This window comes from Thermoleptolyngbya sp. C42_A2020_037 (assembly GCF_015272455.1).
Taxonomy (GTDB): Bacteria; Cyanobacteriota; Cyanobacteriia; order Elainellales; family Elainellaceae; genus Thermoleptolyngbya.
Genome location: NZ_JACYLP010000007.1, coordinates 18,983 through 35,835, shown reverse-complemented (window position 1 = coordinate 35,835; position 16,853 = coordinate 18,983). Strand labels below are relative to the sequence as shown.

General features: G+C 55.2%; 18 protein-coding genes and 1 tRNA gene. 3 read left to right on the top strand and 16 right to left on the bottom strand.

Features of this window, described 5'->3' with window-relative positions:
- Positions 1 to 33: 33 nt before the first annotated feature.
- From IGS16_RS02085 to puuE, 5 genes are all read right to left on the bottom strand, one after another.
- Positions 34 to 705: a hypothetical protein gene (locus IGS16_RS02085; RefSeq protein WP_297082913.1), complete on the bottom strand. Its 672-nt coding sequence runs from the start codon at positions 703 to 705 to the stop codon at positions 34 to 36.
- 329 nt (positions 706 to 1,034) lie between these two features.
- Positions 1,035 to 1,529: a hypothetical protein gene (locus IGS16_RS02080; RefSeq protein ID WP_297082911.1), complete on the bottom strand. Its 495-nt coding sequence runs from the start codon at positions 1,527 to 1,529 to the stop codon at positions 1,035 to 1,037.
- Between the two features lie 438 nt (positions 1,530 to 1,967).
- Complete coding sequence (locus IGS16_RS02075; protein WP_297082908.1) at positions 1,968 to 2,450, bottom strand: DNA starvation/stationary phase protection protein; 483 nt, start codon at positions 2,448 to 2,450, stop codon at positions 1,968 to 1,970.
- Between the two features lie 583 nt (positions 2,451 to 3,033).
- A complete protein-coding gene (locus IGS16_RS02070; RefSeq protein ID WP_297082906.1) occupies positions 3,034 to 3,333 on the bottom strand; it encodes a ferredoxin in 300 nt (99 codons plus the stop codon).
- Positions 3,334 to 3,634: 301 nt separating this feature from the next.
- Positions 3,635 to 4,549: an allantoinase PuuE gene (puuE, locus tag IGS16_RS02065; RefSeq protein ID WP_297082904.1), complete on the bottom strand. Its 915-nt coding sequence runs from the start codon at positions 4,547 to 4,549 to the stop codon at positions 3,635 to 3,637.
- A 304-nt stretch (positions 4,550 to 4,853) separates the two neighbouring features.
- Here puuE and hrcA point away from each other — a divergent pair, with 304 nt between their 5' ends.
- Positions 4,854 to 5,948, top strand: a complete 1,095-nt coding sequence (hrcA, locus tag IGS16_RS02060; protein ID WP_297082902.1) for a heat-inducible transcriptional repressor HrcA — start codon at positions 4,854 to 4,856, stop codon at positions 5,946 to 5,948.
- A gap of 51 nt (positions 5,949 to 5,999) precedes the next feature.
- Positions 6,000 to 6,734, top strand: coding sequence for a proteasome-type protease (locus tag IGS16_RS02055; protein ID WP_297082901.1), 735 nt, complete (start codon positions 6,000 to 6,002; stop codon positions 6,732 to 6,734).
- A 72-nt stretch (positions 6,735 to 6,806) separates the two neighbouring features.
- Here IGS16_RS02055 and IGS16_RS02050 read toward each other — a convergent pair whose 3' ends face one another.
- From IGS16_RS02050 to IGS16_RS02020, 7 genes are all read right to left on the bottom strand, one after another.
- Positions 6,807 to 7,802: a slipin family protein gene (locus tag IGS16_RS02050; RefSeq protein WP_297082899.1), complete on the bottom strand. Its 996-nt coding sequence runs from the start codon at positions 7,800 to 7,802 to the stop codon at positions 6,807 to 6,809.
- A 221-nt stretch (positions 7,803 to 8,023) separates the two neighbouring features.
- Positions 8,024 to 8,728, bottom strand: a complete 705-nt coding sequence (ispD, locus tag IGS16_RS02045) for a 2-C-methyl-D-erythritol 4-phosphate cytidylyltransferase (RefSeq protein ID WP_297082956.1) — start codon at positions 8,726 to 8,728, stop codon at positions 8,024 to 8,026.
- Between the two features lie 13 nt (positions 8,729 to 8,741).
- Positions 8,742 to 9,710, bottom strand: coding sequence for an isoaspartyl peptidase/L-asparaginase (locus IGS16_RS02040; RefSeq protein ID WP_068507512.1), 969 nt, complete (start codon positions 9,708 to 9,710; stop codon positions 8,742 to 8,744).
- 47 nt (positions 9,711 to 9,757) lie between these two features.
- Entirely contained in the window at positions 9,758 to 9,937 is a 180-nt protein-coding gene (locus IGS16_RS02035; protein ID WP_297082896.1) for a DUF2256 domain-containing protein, read from the bottom strand.
- 17 nt (positions 9,938 to 9,954) lie between these two features.
- Positions 9,955 to 10,566, bottom strand: coding sequence for an adenylate/guanylate cyclase domain-containing protein (locus IGS16_RS02030; protein WP_297082894.1), 612 nt, complete (start codon positions 10,564 to 10,566; stop codon positions 9,955 to 9,957).
- Between the two features lie 61 nt (positions 10,567 to 10,627).
- A complete protein-coding gene (locus tag IGS16_RS02025; protein ID WP_297082892.1) occupies positions 10,628 to 11,287 on the bottom strand; it encodes a Uma2 family endonuclease in 660 nt (219 codons plus the stop codon).
- Positions 11,288 to 11,583: 296 nt separating this feature from the next.
- Positions 11,584 to 12,237, bottom strand: coding sequence for a ComF family protein (locus tag IGS16_RS02020; RefSeq protein ID WP_297082891.1), 654 nt, complete (start codon positions 12,235 to 12,237; stop codon positions 11,584 to 11,586).
- 385 nt (positions 12,238 to 12,622) lie between these two features.
- Here IGS16_RS02020 and infC point away from each other — a divergent pair, with 385 nt between their 5' ends.
- Positions 12,623 to 13,156 (top strand): translation initiation factor IF-3, encoded by a 534-nt coding sequence (infC, locus tag IGS16_RS02015; RefSeq protein WP_068507522.1) that lies wholly within the window; start codon positions 12,623 to 12,625, stop codon positions 13,154 to 13,156.
- A gap of 249 nt (positions 13,157 to 13,405) precedes the next feature.
- Here the strand turns inward: infC and IGS16_RS02010 are convergent, their stop codons facing one another.
- From IGS16_RS02010 to IGS16_RS01995, 4 genes are all read right to left on the bottom strand, one after another.
- Complete coding sequence (locus IGS16_RS02010; protein ID WP_367185704.1) at positions 13,406 to 13,858, bottom strand: type IV pilin protein; 453 nt, start codon at positions 13,856 to 13,858, stop codon at positions 13,406 to 13,408.
- A 319-nt stretch (positions 13,859 to 14,177) separates the two neighbouring features.
- The gene (locus IGS16_RS02005; protein ID WP_297082887.1) at positions 14,178 to 14,345 is read right to left on the bottom strand and encodes a metallothionein; all 168 of its coding nucleotides are present in this window, start codon (positions 14,343 to 14,345) and stop codon (positions 14,178 to 14,180) included.
- Positions 14,346 to 14,507: 162 nt separating this feature from the next.
- Entirely contained in the window at positions 14,508 to 16,427 is a 1,920-nt protein-coding gene (gene cobJ, locus IGS16_RS02000) for a precorrin-3B C(17)-methyltransferase (protein ID WP_367185703.1), read from the bottom strand.
- A 179-nt stretch (positions 16,428 to 16,606) separates the two neighbouring features.
- A tRNA-Leu gene (locus tag IGS16_RS01995) sits at positions 16,607 to 16,690 on the bottom strand.
- Positions 16,691 to 16,853 lie beyond the last annotated feature (163 nt).

Sequence of the window (16,853 nt, the reverse complement as noted above, 5' to 3'; positions counted from 1 at the left end):
AGTCAATCCGCCTTCGTCGCTAACCGCTGGGTTTTAGTCCACCCAGCCGATTTCGTCGTTGCTGATGGATGGAGCGACAGGGCCGGGCAGCGGCGGGGGCGATTGCAGCGTGCGTCGTAGCTCTAGCTGGGAGGTTTGGGACGGCTCGTGGCCAGGATGCACCTCTTTGCGGGGAGCCGGAGTGGCAGCAGTCGCTTTTTCAGCAGCTTGGGGAGCGGATTGGGCAGCGGGCTGGGCGAGGGGCTGGGGAGCGGCGGCGGCTTTGGCTTCTGCGCTAAGTTTGGCGTTTAATTCTGTCAACTGCACAATGACGCGCTTGGTTTCATCTAGCTCAGTCTTGAACTGGGCGGACGCGGCGGCTTCTGCCTTGAGCTGGTCAATCTGAGTCTGCTGGGCGGCTAACTCGGCCTCTAGGGCTGCAATCTTGCGCTGGAGGATGGCTTCGTTGGCTTGCGAGGTTTCCAGGGCGGCTTGCAGATCGGGCCCCGCGCCGGAAGGAGTATCGGAGGCGGGTTCCAGAGTAGTTTCAGGGGCAGGTTCAGTGGCAGGTTCAGGGGCAGGCTCAGGGGAAACTTCAGGGGCGATCGCCTCATTCTCCATCTCAGCACTCGCCGTCTCAGCGCCTTTTTCTGCCATAGGGTCGGGCGCTGATGCGTCGGTTCGCTCCAGGGTTGAGGTGTTTTTCGTGTCGGTCTGATTGTCCATATTGCTTTTCTCCCATGCCCCACTTGACGCAGTAAAACGTCTTTGCGGCTTAACTCGCTTGCGTGCCATGCTACCTGATCTAAACCCTATACCATTCTCCCCCGCCTGACTATAGCGCCGAATCTTCCACAAGTGAGGAATCCATCACGTAAATTGACGCGAGTTCATTAAATTTCAGGTTTAATCAGGCGAGAGATTCTTCCAACTGCGTAAGCTCTAAAAGAAAGCGCCGTCGGAGTCTGAGAGAGCAAGACCCAACGGCGCTACCGAACTGGATGAGTTAAATCAGTTGAACTTCAGAGCAAACTTTGATGGGCAGAGGCGATCGCCTACAGCGGCCCCTCAAAGTTGCTGTTGGGCTGTCCCAGGGCGCTGCCGATGGGCCCCTGAGAGACATAGCCAATGCGCTCATTATTGGCTTTGCCCGTATAAAACACGCGAACAAACCTGCGGCCACCTTCGACGTAGCTATCCTGCGGCTCCGTCAGGAATACCGTTGCGCCACCTGCGGGGCCGTCGTTTTGGGCTTTGCCCGGCTCCCAGTAGGCCAGCAGCCCGTTGGGTGCGCTGGTCATCCGAACCCGATAGCGTGCGCCCTTGCGGATCTCGGTGGGGACTCTGAGGAAAGTCGCGTTGACCCAGCCAATCACAGGCTCTTTGATTTGGGCCCGTCCGTCGCCGACGATCCCCGTCAGCTTCACGCGCTGGCTGGAGGGCAGGTTGATCGCTACGCCACTGAGGTCGGCATAGTCGTAAACCTGAACGGCACGGTTGGTTTCGCGGGTTTGGTTTACCAATTCGCGCTTTTCTTGAATAGTCACCATAAGGTGCAGACTCCTTATCCTATGTATGGGTACTTTTGTATGGGTAAGTTTGACGTTGCGTAGACAGTACGCGGCTTATGCGTAGCCCATGCGTAAGATATGCGTAAGGTATGCGTAAGGTATGCGTATCGAAAACGTAACGGCTGTGTATGCTGCGAAGCTATCGTGCCTCGCAGGGATTAACTTCACCGGGGCTTCGTAGAATTTCGGAGGCGATCGCCCTTTTTTCAAAAAAGATCCGATCGCCCTCCGTAGAAATGCGCGAAAAAAAGCGCGAAAGAGTTCGCAAAAAAAGTGCGATCGCCCAGACAAACCTGCTGCTTGGCAGACCATCCGGGCGATCGCATTCACCAAGAATGAGTGGAGAAACCAGAATTAGTGAAAAATCCGTCAGATATCAAGCGGCAGGACAGTATGACCTCCCTCACTGCTTAGCTCCTAGCCATCTAGCAGTCCATCACCTTGCTTCAGGATCTCCTTCAGGAACCAGCGGTGCTTCTGGTGAACCTGTACCAGGCGGGTTAGCAAGTCAGCCGTCCCGATATCGCCAGCATCGTCCGCCAGTTCAGCATCTTCATGCATTTCCGCGATGATGTGTTCGTGAGTGGCGATCGCCTCTTCCACCATCTCCCGCACCTTCAGCTTGCCCTTAGACGGCTTCACAGTGGCGGCAGGCAGATAGTCTGCGGGGTCGGCAATCGGCGCGCCATCCAGCATCAGGCTCCGCTCGGCCAGCTCGTCTAGCATGGCAAAAATCTCATTGCCATGTTCTTCAAACAGTAGATGCAGGTCACGGAACAGCGGTCCGTAGGTCATCCAGTGATACTTCTTGTAGTTCAAGTAGGCGACCAGCGTATTCGCTTGTTCGCGATTCAGCGCCTTGACCAAAGCAGTTTGACGAGCCTCTAGTGTCGTTGTCATACGAAAACCTCGCTATTTAACGATTATCCAAATTCAGTCCAAACATTCAGCAACTCAAACAATTAGCCAGTCACTGATAGAGCGACACAGAACAGTTCGGCGGCTCAAGGCTACAGAGACACCTTCTCAATGAAGAACCCCTCCGACCACAGATCAATCACCAAGAGCCAGTACACTCACAAACCAACCGCACTGCTCCAAAATCTTCAGTTGCCTCTAGTTTCTAGCACTTTCATGAAATCTTCATCCTTCCAAAGAGACGTTTGCTGAGGGTGATGGCTCTACCTCGCGTCGGTTGACCGACCAGAAACCGCCTCATTGCGTTGCTAGCAGGCAGTCTAGGAAGGGCGATCGCCCCCAGAGATCCTGCGCCTAGTGATCCTGAAACATCCCGAATGCAACCTTCTCGATACAACCTTTCTAAATCATACTCGTTATGAGTTTGTTTTGACAACTCCTGTTCCGAAGTTCAACCGTCAGCCCCGCCCAATTAAAACCAAAAGGGCCGTCTTTTCACAGAGCTAATTGCTCGAAAAGACAGCCCGTTTTAAGTTCAAAAACCAATTCAAAAACAGCCAGCAGCTTAGTACAGCTCTTCTTCCTGATGGGTCATGATCACCACGTCAGACGTGGGGTAAGCAACGCAGGTCAGTACATAGCCTGCTTCGATTTGGTCGTCGTCCAGGAAGGACTGGTCAGACTGGTCTACGGTGCCTTCTTTGATTTTTCCAGCGCAGGTCGAGCAAGCACCCGCACGGCAGGAGTAGGGCAGGTCGATGCCTTGCTCTTCCGCCGCATCGAGGATGTATTCATCATCGGGCACTTCGATCGTGGTATTCAGCCCTTCGGCTTCGTTGATCAGCGTAACCTTGTAGGTTGCCATGCAACAGTCCTCTCAAAATACTTGAAACGGCAGTAGGGGGTCGCCCAGTTCTAGAATCCGATAGCAATAATTGCCTACGGGCTAACCCTATTTCTGATACTACGGGAAAACTTTTGCCCTGCAACCGCGATCGCCCCTCAGGTCGAATTGGATTCGTAATGAAAAACTCAACTTCAACCCGGAATTGCTTATACCTGGAGACAAGCTGTTAACTCTGCAACCGTTTTACCCAGAAACAGGTTTATCCAGGAACAGGTTTACATAGAGATTGGTTTACAGAGATCGGTTTACAGAGATCGGTTTACAGAGAGACGGGCGCATGATGCTCGTGCCAGTGCCGCGCAATATCAACCCGGCGACAGACCCACACCCGGTCATGCTGCATCACATAGTCGAGGAAGCGGGCCAGGGCGGCGGCGCGGCCGGGGCGGCCCACCAGCCGACAGTGCAGACCAATGCTCATCATCTTGGGCGCGTCGGCTCCCTCGGCATACAGCACATCGAAGGCATCGCGCAGGTAGGCAAAAAACTGGTCGCCAGAATTAAAACCCTGGGCAGTGGCAAACCGCATGTCGTTGTTGTCGAGGGTATAGGGAATCACCAAGTGGGGGCGACCATAATCATGTACCCAGTAGGGCAAATCGTCGGCATAGCTGTCGGCATCGTAGAGAAAGCCCCCCTCTTCCACCACCAGTCGCCGCGTGTTGGGACTCATGCGCCCCTGATAAAAGCCGAGGGGCCGGCTGCCGGTGACCTGGGTCTGGATGGCGATCGCCTTTTGGATATGCTCGCGCTCTACCTCTTCGCTGACATATTGATAGTCGATCCATCGATAGCCGTGGCTGGCAATTTCCCATCCGGCTTCCACCATTGCCGCCGCTGCCTCTGGATTACGTTCCAGCGCCATCGCAATGCCATAGACCGTCACGGGCAGTTGCCGCTGGGTAAACAGCCGATGCAGCCGCCAAAAACCCGCCCGACTGCCATATTCATAAATCGATTCCATATTCATATGGCGCACCCCCAGCAGCGGCGACGCACCCACAATTTCTGATAAAAACGCTTCCGATGCCGCATCGCCGTGCAGGATGCAGTTTTCGCCGCCCTCTTCGTAATTAATTACAAACTGCACCGCCACACGGGCCTGATTGGGCCAGCGTGGATCGGGCGTGTGGCGGCCATAGCCGACCAGATCGCGGGGATAAGAAGTAGACATAGGTACTTAGAGAATGTTTGGAAGAAGTTCAGAAGAGGTTTGGAGTCGCAAAGGAATAGATCGGCCGACCCAGACTGCCTCAGCAACCTTGAAAGATGGATTCTGGGGCCCAATTAGACAGGTATTGTGCCACACCGTCGAGAGGCAATTTTGTTTTTGTCAGATTTTTGGGGATTCATTCCCTCTCTGGCTTTCCCCCTGCGGATCTCTGGCTTAGTATGGCTGGCTACGCATAGACAATCTCAGAGGCGCTAAATTACGATCACATTAATACGTTAAGAAATCCATAAGAAATCAGGCTGAGATGGCTACTCCAGTCAAGCTTAATAACCGCCAGCAGCAGGTACTCAGCGCTACGGTGCGTCAGTATATTGTCACGGCTCGACCCGTTGGCTCTGAGGCGCTGGTAGAAGAATTTAACCCCCGCGTCAGTTCGGCGACGATTCGCAATGTGATGGGTTATCTGGAGCGCGAGGGTCTGCTCTATCAGCCCCATACCTCAGCGGGGCGCGTGCCGTCCGATTCGGGCTATCGGGTGTATGTAGATCAGCTGATGATCCCATCAGAGGAGGCCGCTCGCCGGGTTGATCGAGTGCTGGCGCAGCAGCTGGATGCCGAAGGCTGGAGCCTGGAAGCCGTGCTGCATGGTGCGGCGCAGATTCTCTCGACGCTCAGCGGCTATATTGCGCTGGTGACGATGCCCCAAAGCACAGTGGCTCAGGTGCGCCATTTGCAACTGGTGCAGATTGATCCGGGACGGCTGATGCTGATTGTGGTGCTGGATTCTTACAAAACGCAGTCGGTGGTGGTGGATCTGCCCAAAGCGCCTGCCGATTCTGCCCAATCTCCAGATGATCCGGAACTGCTGGAGCGGGAGCTACAGGTTTTGTCGAACTTTTTGAATGCTCATTTGAAAGGGCGATCGCTCAGTGATGTGGCCTCGCTAGACTGGTCAGAACTGGGGCGCGAATTTGAGCAATACGCCAACGTGCTACGGGGGTCGCTGGCGGACCTGGAGCGGCGCACCCAGTCGCCAGTGTCTACCCAGATCTTCATTAGCGGCGTGGCGGAGGTGCTGCGGCGACACCCGGAATTTTCCGAGCTACATCAGGTGCAGACGATTTTGCATGTGCTAGAGGCAGAGCAAGACCAGCTCTGGCCGCTGATTTTTGAGGCCGATTCGGACGGGGGCGATCGCCGCGTCATGATTCGCATCGGTTCCGAAAACCCGCTAGAACCAATGCGCGGCTGTACGCTGATTTCCACCACCTACCATCGGGGCAGTGTACCCGTGGGCAGTCTGGGAATGCTGGGTCCGACGCGCATGATGTACGAAAATGCGATCGCCCTATTGGAAACCACAGCGGACTACCTTTCTGATACGCTGAGTCAGTCCTAGTCTGATACGCTGAGTCAGTCCTAGTGTTTTAGCTTCAACATTCCTCACCCCATGACTTACTGCCTCGGCATTGTTACCCAATCTGGCTTTGTGGTGGCAGCAGATTCGCGCACAAACGCGGGCGTAGACTACATTTCCACCTATCAAAAGCTGTTTGACTTTTCAGAGCCGGGTCAGCGAGTCATCCTGCTTTGCACCTCTGGCAACCTGGCCATTACCCAAGCCATCGTAAATTCCCTCAACCGCGACCTGAAATTGGGCGAATGCGAGAGCTTCCACACGCTGCCCACGCTCTACGATGCCGCCTGCTATGTGGGCGAGAAAATTCGCCATATTCAGGAGCGAGAACGCCCCTGGCTGGAGCGCGACAAAATCGACTTTTCCTGCAACTGTTTGCTAGCGGGTCAGTTTCAGGGCGAGCCGCCGGAGCTTTATCTAATTTATCGTCAGGGCAACTGCATCCAAGCAACGCCTGAAACACCGTTTTTGCAAATTGGCGAAACGAAATATGGCAAGCCAATTCTGGATCGCATCCTGACCTACAACACGAGCGTTGAGGATGCAGCAAAATGCGCTCTGTTGTCCATCGACTCTACAATGAAATCTAACATCTCGGTAGGTCCGCCAATTAACCTAGTTATGTATCATGCCAATTCTTACAAAATTAGGCATCGTCTACGGCTAGAGCAAGATGATTTATACTTGACTGAAATTCGCAAACAGTGGGAAGCATCCCTCAAACAGGCCTTCGATCAAATGTCGCCAATCCAATGGTTTGAGTTGTAAGGTTTTAGCCGCAGTTGTTTAACCCGACTCTTGCATTGGATTTGGAATGACTCTAGGGGGCTATTCAGTTGGCTAATTTCGATCTTCTTTGGCAGGATTCACCATAAATTTCACGGCATTGCCTAATTCCATCGGGAACAGCACTACGGTATTAGAAGGACTGCCGGCTAGTCCGTCTATAGTCTGTAGCGTTCTTAGCTCAAGAGCAATGGGATTCTTCTGCATTAGCTCCGCGGCTTCTGCTAAGTTCTGAGCCGCGATGCGATCGCCCTCTGCTTTAGTAATAGTTGCTCGCTTTTCTCGCTCGGCTGAGGCTTGTCGGGACATAACTTTTTTCAGCTCTTCAGGCAAATCAAAATCCTGTAGTTGAACTGAATCAATTCCCAGACCCCAGTCTCGTACTTTTTCCCCCACAATAAGCGCAATTTGATCTTGAACCTTCTCCCGTTCTGATAAAAGCTCATCTAGAGTCAAGGAACCTACAACGTCCCTCAAGGCAGATTGTACATATTGAGAAGTCGCAAATGCATAATTTTGAACCTTAGTAACAGCTAGCCCAGGATCTTTGACCACTAAGAAAAGCGCACTATCAATTTCTACAGGAACATTGTCTCGAGTGATGGACCTCTGCCGGGGGATATTTACTACTTGAACCCGCATGTCCAAAAAGCGGACGCTCTCAATAAAAGGAAGCACATAAAACATCCCAGAACCACGGACTTCTGAAAATTTTCCTAGGGTTAGGATGACCCCTTTTTCCCACTCTGCGGCGACCCGCACACCACTCACTGCCTTGCTCCATAAAAGGCTCACAATGGCAGCCCCTGTAATCCACGGTAGTCTGTTTTGTAATTTGCCTGGGTTGAAGGCTGCATCGCCAATCGTAAACAGGAACAGCGGCAAAACGAGTAACCAAAATAAAACACCTCTGACGGGCCCTCCTAGAGAAACATGTCCAACATGAGGGTCAGCATAAACTCTGCTCTCTTCTCTGTTCATGATTTTTGCATCTGAAGAACTAAGAATATTAGCCATGTTATTTATTGCCTCTAAAAATACAGTAAGCATTCAGAGAGAATACGGAGCTTTGCAGCTTCAGCCGCTGCTCGTTGTCAATCGGCAGTGTTGCTGATAAAGCTCCAAGCCCGCGCTATTACTCCTCACCGAATGCTTCTACTCTGGCTAAGGTGACAGGGAGAGTGCAATGAGTTGTTACAGTTATTTACCCGGTTCATTAGTGTTTGATGAAGGAGCCTCTGAACCAATGAATACCTATTAGAGAAACTCCCCTAGGCTTTGGTATTGGAAGGCTTTTGGCGATCGCGCAGGATAAATTCGGCGATCGCCAAATCCACCGGAGTCGTCACTTTCAGATTCGTCTCTTCACCCTGCACAATCCGCACTGCAAGCCCACATTGCTCAAATAGCGCCGCATCGTCGGTCACTTCCCAGCCCATCTCGCGACCCGTCTCGTGGCAGCGTTTCAGCGTTTCCACATCAAAGCCCTGCGGCGTTTGGGCAGCCCAGAGTTGGCTGCGATCGGGCGTAGACTGGATGATTTCGGTTCCCGGTGAAACGACTTTGATCGTGTCTTTAACGGGTACGGCAGCAATCAGCCCAGCACAGTGCAGCAGCGCCTCGCTGCATCGATCGAACAGATCTGGCGTGGCCAAACACCGCGCTCCGTCGTGGATCAGCACCCGCTCTGCAACGGCAGGAAGCTCTTGCAAGCCGTTATAGACTGACTCCTGCCGGGTTTTGCCACCGGGAATCAGGCGCACCGTCCGCCCCATGCCCAGCCCTGCGGCAATGTCCCGAAAGTCTTGCCACTCTTCGGGCTGGGCAACGATGCCGATCCAGTGAATCGACGGCGCAGCTTTGGCCGCCAGCAGCGTCCAGGCAATGATCGGTTTGCCCAACAGCGGCAGCAGCAGCTTGTTGCGAGTTGCGCCCATGCGTTTGCCAGAGCCAGCAGCAGGAATCAGCAGGTACACCAGCCACCTCCCGCTAGGCGTGAGCCGGCGACGCGATGCCACCCGTCACCATCTCTTCGGGCAGATCGAGCGTATCGCCCATGCGCGTGCCGTCGTGATAGGCCGCCAGCAGAGTGGGACAGGTCTTCCCCCAGGCGATCGCCCCCGTGCGGTCTAGCCCAATGGCTCCAAAGTCGCGCCGATTTTGCTCCGCCTCAATAAACGACCGCTCAAAGGCTTGCAGCAGCGTTTGCCCATCAATCACGCGCACCACGATCCGCGCCGCCAGACACTCGTCGATAATGTCTTCGCCAATGCCCGTGCAGCTTACAGCGGCGTGGTGGGTGGCGTAGTTGCCTGCTGGCATCGCGGAATCGCTGACTCGCCCAATCCGCTCAAAGCCCTTGCCGCCCGTGGACGTACCCACCGCAAGCTGACCTTCCCCATCCAGCGCCACCACGCCAATCGTGCCGCGACCCGCCTCCGACACCAGCTCTTTTTCGGCTACCACGCCTGCCATTTCTTTAGAGAAATTATGGTCGCGCTCCTGAATCCATTCCTTCAGGCGAATTTCTGTCAGCGGGTCATAGGACGGCACGCCCAGTTCCCGCATCAGTTCCAGGGAACCATAGTCGGATAAAACGCGATCGCTCCCATCCTGCAAAAACAACGCCAAATCAATCGGGTGCTGCACCCGCGAAGTGTTGATCACGCCGCTAAACCGCTGCGCCGAGCCGTTCATCAGCGACGCACTCATGCGAATTTGCCCATCCGATTGCAGCACCGACCCCGTACCCGCGTTGAACCGGGGATCGTCCTCTAGCATCTGGCAGCCGCGCACCACTGCTGCTTGGGCACTCGCTCCCGCCAGCAGCATTCCATACACTTCTTCGATCACCCGGTAAAGCGACAGCCGCACAGCATCCGCCCCACCCTTACTCCGGAGCGAACTGCCCGCCCCGCCATGAATGATTAGCTTGGGTTGAACCTGACCCATCAGCATAGAAAGCCCTTCTCCAGTAGTCCACAGTGAATGAAGCCCGCAAAACGCTACTGCCGACGCTGCGGCATTTCGTCATCATCCGATTTCGCCTGGGCGCGACGACGACGGCAGCGTTCGGAGCAATACTTGACCTCATCCCAGCAATCTTCCCACTTTTTGCGCCATGTAAATGGCCGCTGGCATACCGGACAAAGTTTGCTGGGCAGATCAGATTTGGAGCGAGGCATTTTGAGGGGTTGGGAGTTTAGGAGTTGGACGTGAGGCGATAGACCTGGAGCGTGAGGTTGGAGATGGTCATCGCGGTGGGTGGAGAAACGGGCAGATGTTCTTTGGGGCGCTCGTTGCGGAGTTGGTGAACGGCGGCTTCGGTGAGCAGCACCTCATCGGTTTCTGCCAGGTCTTCCCCCAGCTTGGAGGCAAGGTTCATCTCTTCGCCGTAGACATCTTGATAGCACGACCCATCGGAAATCATGATTAGGTCGCCGTAGCCAATGCCAATGCTGACGTGTTTGTCTATGGTGGCAAGCTGGCGCATCATTTCGCGGGAAGCGGCGATTGCCCTTTCCACACTTGGAAACACTGCATACACATTATCCGCCTCTAGCTTAAACGGGCTGCCCTGGTGTGCTTCCACAATCGGCGCAACAATGCCACGCATCCGCTCAATTTCGGCCAGCGCGGCGATAATGCCCTGCTCCTGCGACAGGCGCGAAAATCCAGAGGAATCCAGCACTAAAATTGCATGGGTTTCCATAAACCGGGCGCGGATTTGGGCATCGATTTCAGCCGCGCGATCAGGGTATTGGTTGCGGGCTTGTAGCAGCCGTTCTAGTTCTACTTCAGTATCGGTGGACATAGGTGAATGAGAGGATTGGACAAGGAGAAATTCTCTCGGATTAGCGACAGTCTTGCAGCCTCTATTCGTCTGGCAGATCGCCAAACCGTTGACGATAGCGTTCCAGTTGCTCCTCTGGAGTTAGATACCGTCTTCCCTGTTCGTTATACCAATACAGCGCTTCCCGCACGACCGTTCCATCCTGGTAAGGGCTGCGGCCCATTCCCAACCCCACCTCCGGCATCCAGTAGGGTTCACCAATTTGCAACTGGTAAGCGCCGTCCTGCAATTTATACACCTCAAACGGCTGGTGCTGGTCGCGTCGCCAGTATTGGGGGTTATAGATGACGTAATACAACACGCCCAACCGGGCATAGGTCGCCATTTTCGCATCGTATTCTCCGCCTGGAGTCAGCGACACCACCTCCAGCGCCAGCATCGGGACAACTCCTGCCTCTTCCCACACCACATAGCTTTTGCGAGATTCCCCCGCTTTATGGCGTTCCACGCCGAGGCTGAGAAAACCGTCCGGCACGACGGGCACCAGCGGCGAAACCCCCGTCGTGTGGTAGATGCCCATATCTACGCCAAAGAACCAGTCGTTGCGCTCTGCCCAAATGAACTTGAGCAAAAACAGCAGGATATTGGGAATGAGATTCTGGTCTTCGTTATCCACGGGCGTATCGTCTGAGCAGGGCAGCTCAGCGCTTGAAGGTAGATGGAGCCAGCGGTCGGTCACCATTGCGGCAGCTCGCGGGAATTCAAAGGATTCGTTTATTTTATTGCAGGGGTTAGAGGTCAGGTTCAGGAGGAAAAGTGAGCCTGAATCTCGACCGATCTCATCTCTCTTACATAACAAGGCTACCCATGAAAGGATAGAAAGTCTTACATTGCGTTGAGTTGGCTGTCCAAACTCTAAAAAATTGTCAAATTGTCAAATCGCCAATATTTCCAGAATTGCTGGAAGCCTTGCAAACGCTTGACTGTCCAACCAAAATCGCAAATCCAAAATCGCAAATCCAAAATCCAAAATCGATATCAGTCGTCGCCAAATCGCGGAGAAGCCAGCGCCACCAGCCCATACACGCGAATGCCTCGTGCTTCCAGACAGGCAGCCGCGTTCCGCGCCGTGGCTCCGGTGGTGTAGATATCGTCGAGCAGCAGCACCGGGCGGCGGGGCGATCGCCCAAAAGCAGGACCCACCTGAAACGCACCGGCCACATTTTGCGATCGCGCTTCTACACTCAGCCCAAACTGTGGGGCCGTCGCCCGCACGCGCACCAGCCCGCGACGCTCCAGCGGCAGCCGGGTGATCTGACAAAAGGATGCAGCCAGCAGTTCTGCTTGGTTAAACCCGCGCTGCTTTTGCTTGTCGGCGTGCATTGGAATCGGCACCACGATCAGCGGCGTTTTTCCATGCACGGAATGCAGCCAAGCGCGACCCATCGCGTGACCGAGCGGCCGCGCCAGTTCGGGATGATGGTTATATTTCAGCGTGGCGATCGCCTGCTTGAGCGTGCCCTGATACTTGCCCCAGGAAAACACCGGCAGCGGCGGCCGCCATTCGGTTGTGGGCTGAGGCATTTGGCAGTGCGTCAGGCGGCGATCGCAGTCAATGCACAACGGAGGAGTGGGCGATCGCCCATCTGTGCGGCCACACATCGGGCAACAGGGCTGCAAAACCAAATTCATCAAGGGCTGGAGCAAATTCATCAATCTGTCTCAGCGAGAATCGCGGAAATCACAAGAATGTCAGTCTCAACCAAGAATTCAGACTTAACAATGATTCCTCCCTTCAGAATTCCCGCTGGGCGGCTCCAGAAACTTGCCCAACCTAAAGACTTTGCAAACAGAATTTGCTGAGCTAGGGGGATGCGTTATGCTGGTAATCCCTGCATAGAGAAAACGGGTCGGCAAGTGGGCCAACCGCAATGTAGCGGCAGACTTCTTTTTGCAACGAATTGCAACGATTTAGTCAGTGACAATTAATAAATTTCTGGTTCCACCCCAGTCCGACCGACTTACTATGAGGATGTCCACCTTTAGCTGATGAGTCGATAGCATCTTTAAAATTCACTTGCCCATGGCGCTGAACAAACCCACTCGCGATCTGCCCACGATTAACGAACGCATTCGTTTCCCAAAAATTCGAGTCATTGACACCGATGGCGGTCAGTTGGGGATTATGACCCCCCGCGACGCGCTCAAGCTGGCCGAAGAAAAAGAGCTTGACCTAGTAATGCTAAGCGACAAGGCCGACCCGCCCGTGTGTCGGATTATGGACTATGGCAAGTTCAAGTTTGAGCAGGAAAAAAAGGCACGCGAGGCCCGCAAAAAGCAGCACACGTCCGACGTGAAAGAGCTGAAGATGCGCTACAAGATTGAAGAACACGACTATCGTGTCTGCGTCAATCGGGCAGAGCGCTTTTTGCAATCGGGCGACAAGGTCAAAGCGACGATTCGCTTTCAGGGTCGGGAGATTCAGCACAAGGATCTCGCAGAAACGCTGCTCAAGAAGCTGGCAACCGATTTACAAACCGTTGCCGAGGTGCAGCAAGAACCCAAGCAGGAAGGCCGCAACATGACCATGCTGCTGTCTCCCAAGAAATAGCGCCCCGCCACTTGCTGCGGCTTTTGGACACCTAGACTGGCTACCACCTAGACCCCCCTGTATAGCCAGCATCTCTATGGCTAGCACCTGTGCAGGGGGGTTTAGCGTTGGAACAAGCGCCTTGAAGCAGGAGGGATGGGCTAACCCGTTCTCCTCAGGAGCGCTATGAATGAGACCTGTGACGCTCGCCTAGCAATCCAAAATCGTCAATCCAAAATCGAGAATCGATCCAGCCCTTCGGCTCCAGCCTTATGACCCTGCACAGGTCGGGCTGGCCAGGTCGGGTATCTCACCCGGCGGCCCTTCACAAATACTGGAGACGGTGTTGGCGTTTCCGTCTAGGTCGGGCATGAGCCACACCTTACCCGCAAATCCCCGTGCCTGACCAACGGGTAGGGCCAGGGTGATGGCTTTGGATGCCATGCCGCTACCATTGGGTGCGGAGCTATAAATATAGTTTTTGGAATTGGAAATGCTCAGTTCCAGTTGCGAGAGCGTGGCAAACGCGCTTTTTTCAAGGAAATAGGCTTGCTGCGCCCGATTGATCGAGCCGACGTAGGTGCGAGCTTCGGCTTGGCGGGCTTTGTTGACTTGGCTGACAAACGAAGGCAGGGCGATCGCTGACAGGATGCCAGCAATGACCAAAACAACCAGCAGTTCGATCAGCGTGAACCCCCAACCTTGGGGGCGATCGCCCGTCATGCCAGCGCGAAACAGCAGATAGCAGAGTTTTATATGTCGTTCAGGCTTCATAAGCGACCCTGGAGAGTTCGTCACCACGACAGTTCAATCTCCGGGAAAACTCGGTTTTTAGCCGGACGAAATTTACAGAAACCTGCTTTTCTTTACTAAAGCTTTAAAACTTTCTCCAGAGTGAATCCAGTTTTGACCAACGGCTTGTCCCTCTCGCTCTAACGCAAAGCCGCCGCACAGCAGCCTGCACGACGGTTTCCGCAAATATTCGGATGCAGCGAGTCAGAAACCCCAAGCCTCAGAAAACTTAGCTCAGGGCAAGCTCAGTCTAGCAGCCGCAGCCTGCATGGCCACAGTCGCCATGCCCGTTGGGGTGTCCATCGGCACAGGCTTCGCTGCAATAATATTTGCCGTCTTTTTGAATCGCCTCTTCCAGGGTGACGATGCACAGGCAAGATTCACAGGCACATTTCATTTGAGTCACAGTTGCAGTCATGATCGGTTTTCTCCTTTCATCAAATTATCAAACGAGGTTTTGCGTTTGAGCGAGGGCATTGTCCCTGCGCGTCTCCAAGAACAGGATAACATATGAACAGATATTCAGATGTTTTCTGCAAAGATCTTTCTGCAAAGATCAATGTTGTCGCTTGAAGCCGTCTCAGGTTTCCTTCTCAAACCCCAAATAGCCCCGTGGGGTGATCATCCAGCCTTCGTGGAAGCGGGTGCTTTGGTTGCCGATGACGACGGTAGTGAGCATGTCGATGGGGCAGTCGAGCAGTTGCCCCAGGGTCGTCAGCGTAATCTGTTCCTGGTCACGATAGGCGGCGCGAACCAGGGCCACAGGCGTATCGACGGCGCGATAGTCCAGAAAAATGCGCTGGGCGATCGCAATTTGCTCCGTCCGCGTTTGCGATTTGGGGTTATACAGCGCGGTCACAAAGTCAGCTTCGGCTGCTGCTGCCAGTCGCCGCTCGATGACGGGCCAGGGCGTGAGCAGGTCGCTGAGGCTGATGGCGCAAAAGTCGTGCATTAGCGGCGCACCCACCCGCGATGCCGCTGCCTGCAATGCCGAGATACCGGGAAACACCTGAACTGCGGGCGTTTTGCCGTCCCAGCCCTGCGCCTGGAGTTGCTCCAGCACTAGCCCCGCCATGCCATAGATGCCGCAGTCGCCGGAGGAAATGACCGCCACCGTCAGCCCCCACTGGGCCAGGGCGATCGCCCGTTCGGCCCGCTGCCGCTCCTGGGTAATAGGCAGGGCTTCGACGATTTGCCCCGGACGCAGCAGTGCCGCCACCAAGTTGATATAGAGTGAATAGCCAATTACCACATCCGCCGAGGCGATCGCCACCTGGGCCGCAGGCGTGATTTGCTCCAGTCGTCCCGGCCCTGTGCCCACCAGCCACAGCCTTCCGGTGCGCCCGGTATATTCCTGCTCTGCCTGAGCCACGGCAATGGTCACTGCGCCAGGATGGTCGGGGAGGCGGAAGATTTGCTTGGAAACGCGAAGGGGGGCAAAGGCTTGGGGTTGACGGTCACCCTGGCATATCCGGCTGGCTGCTAGAATCGCAGCGGCTTCGGCGACACTGGGCGTGCCCACTTCCGACTCGACGACGGCGGAGGGAGTGGGGACGGGGACGGCGCGGAGGGTTTCGGCAGAGAAAGTGAGCAGGGGGAGATGGCGATCGCCACAAAATTCCAGCAGTCCCGCCTCATCTGCCTTGAGGTCGAGGGTAGCCAGTCCGGCGATCGCCCCCTCTGCCAGGTGATGTCGCCGCAGCGCGTCGGCAACGGCAGCTTCGATCACCCTTCGCGGCGTACCCCGTTCGCAGCCCATGCCCACCCACAGCACGCGGGGATGCCACTGCACCTTGGGCCAGTCAGAGGGAACCTCTGCCCCGTCCGCAAAGCGCCGCTGAATCGGACTGATCCACACGCGAGCAGCAGGGTTGGGGGCGTTTGTTTGCGCCTCTGTCGGGTCGTCCCAGCCAAAGATAAACGGATGCTCCGGCGGCAAATGCTCTTGCCATAGCGTTGATCCAGCTTCCTGGATGACCTGTACAGGTTCCTGACGGGCGATCGCCCCACTCACCCCCGTCCAGTCGCCGCTGCCCTTGCGCCAGCCAAACGGTTCCCCCAGCACATCGATTCCCGGCAGGCCCAGGGCATTAGCCCCGCCCGTCAAAACAGGGGTGGCATTCAGCAAGTGGGCGATCGCCCGCGTTAGCCGATCGGCCCCGCCCTGATGCCCCCCACACAGGCTGATCACCACCTTGCCCGGGCCATCCACCACCAGCACCGCCGGGTCAGTCGCCTTGTCTTGCAGCAGCGGGCCGATCAGCCGCACCACCGCCCCCGTCGCCAGCCCAAACACCAGCGCCCGCTGCGTTTGCCAGAGCGCCCTGACCAGATCCCGCAGCGTGGTTTGGTACACCTCACAGGGCAACTCATCCGTCGCTAGGTCTGCCGGAACCCAGAGCGTCACCCCGCCGCCCTCCGCCAGCGATCGCAGCGATTTCACAGCAAGGGGAGTGGGGGCGATCGCCGCAATCGGCTGAAAGTCTTGAAACAGCAAAATTCTAAAACCCCAGAGAAGAGGGAAGAACGAAGAACGAAGAACGAAGAACGAAGAACGAAGAGGGAAGAACGAAGAACGAAGAACGAAGAGGGAAGAACGAAGAACGAAGAGGGAAGAACGAAGAACGAAACCTGGATCTTCCTTTTTCATTCTTCTTTTTTCTCTCTTTTTTCTTTAAATGGGGGTAGTGGGACTTGAACCCACACGACTGTTAAGGTCAACGGATTTTAAGTCCGCAGCGTCTACCATTCCGCCATACCCCCGACAGTTGGGCCGCGCCCAATGAGTAAGCTTCGCGAGAATCCTGCGAATGCGTTCTATCTATTCTATGACGCGATGCTCCGGCGGGGTCAGAAAATCACTGCCCCGCAATTTCCTGATTCCTGTTCCCTGCTCAAAACTTTCCAGAGATGACATCTCCCATAC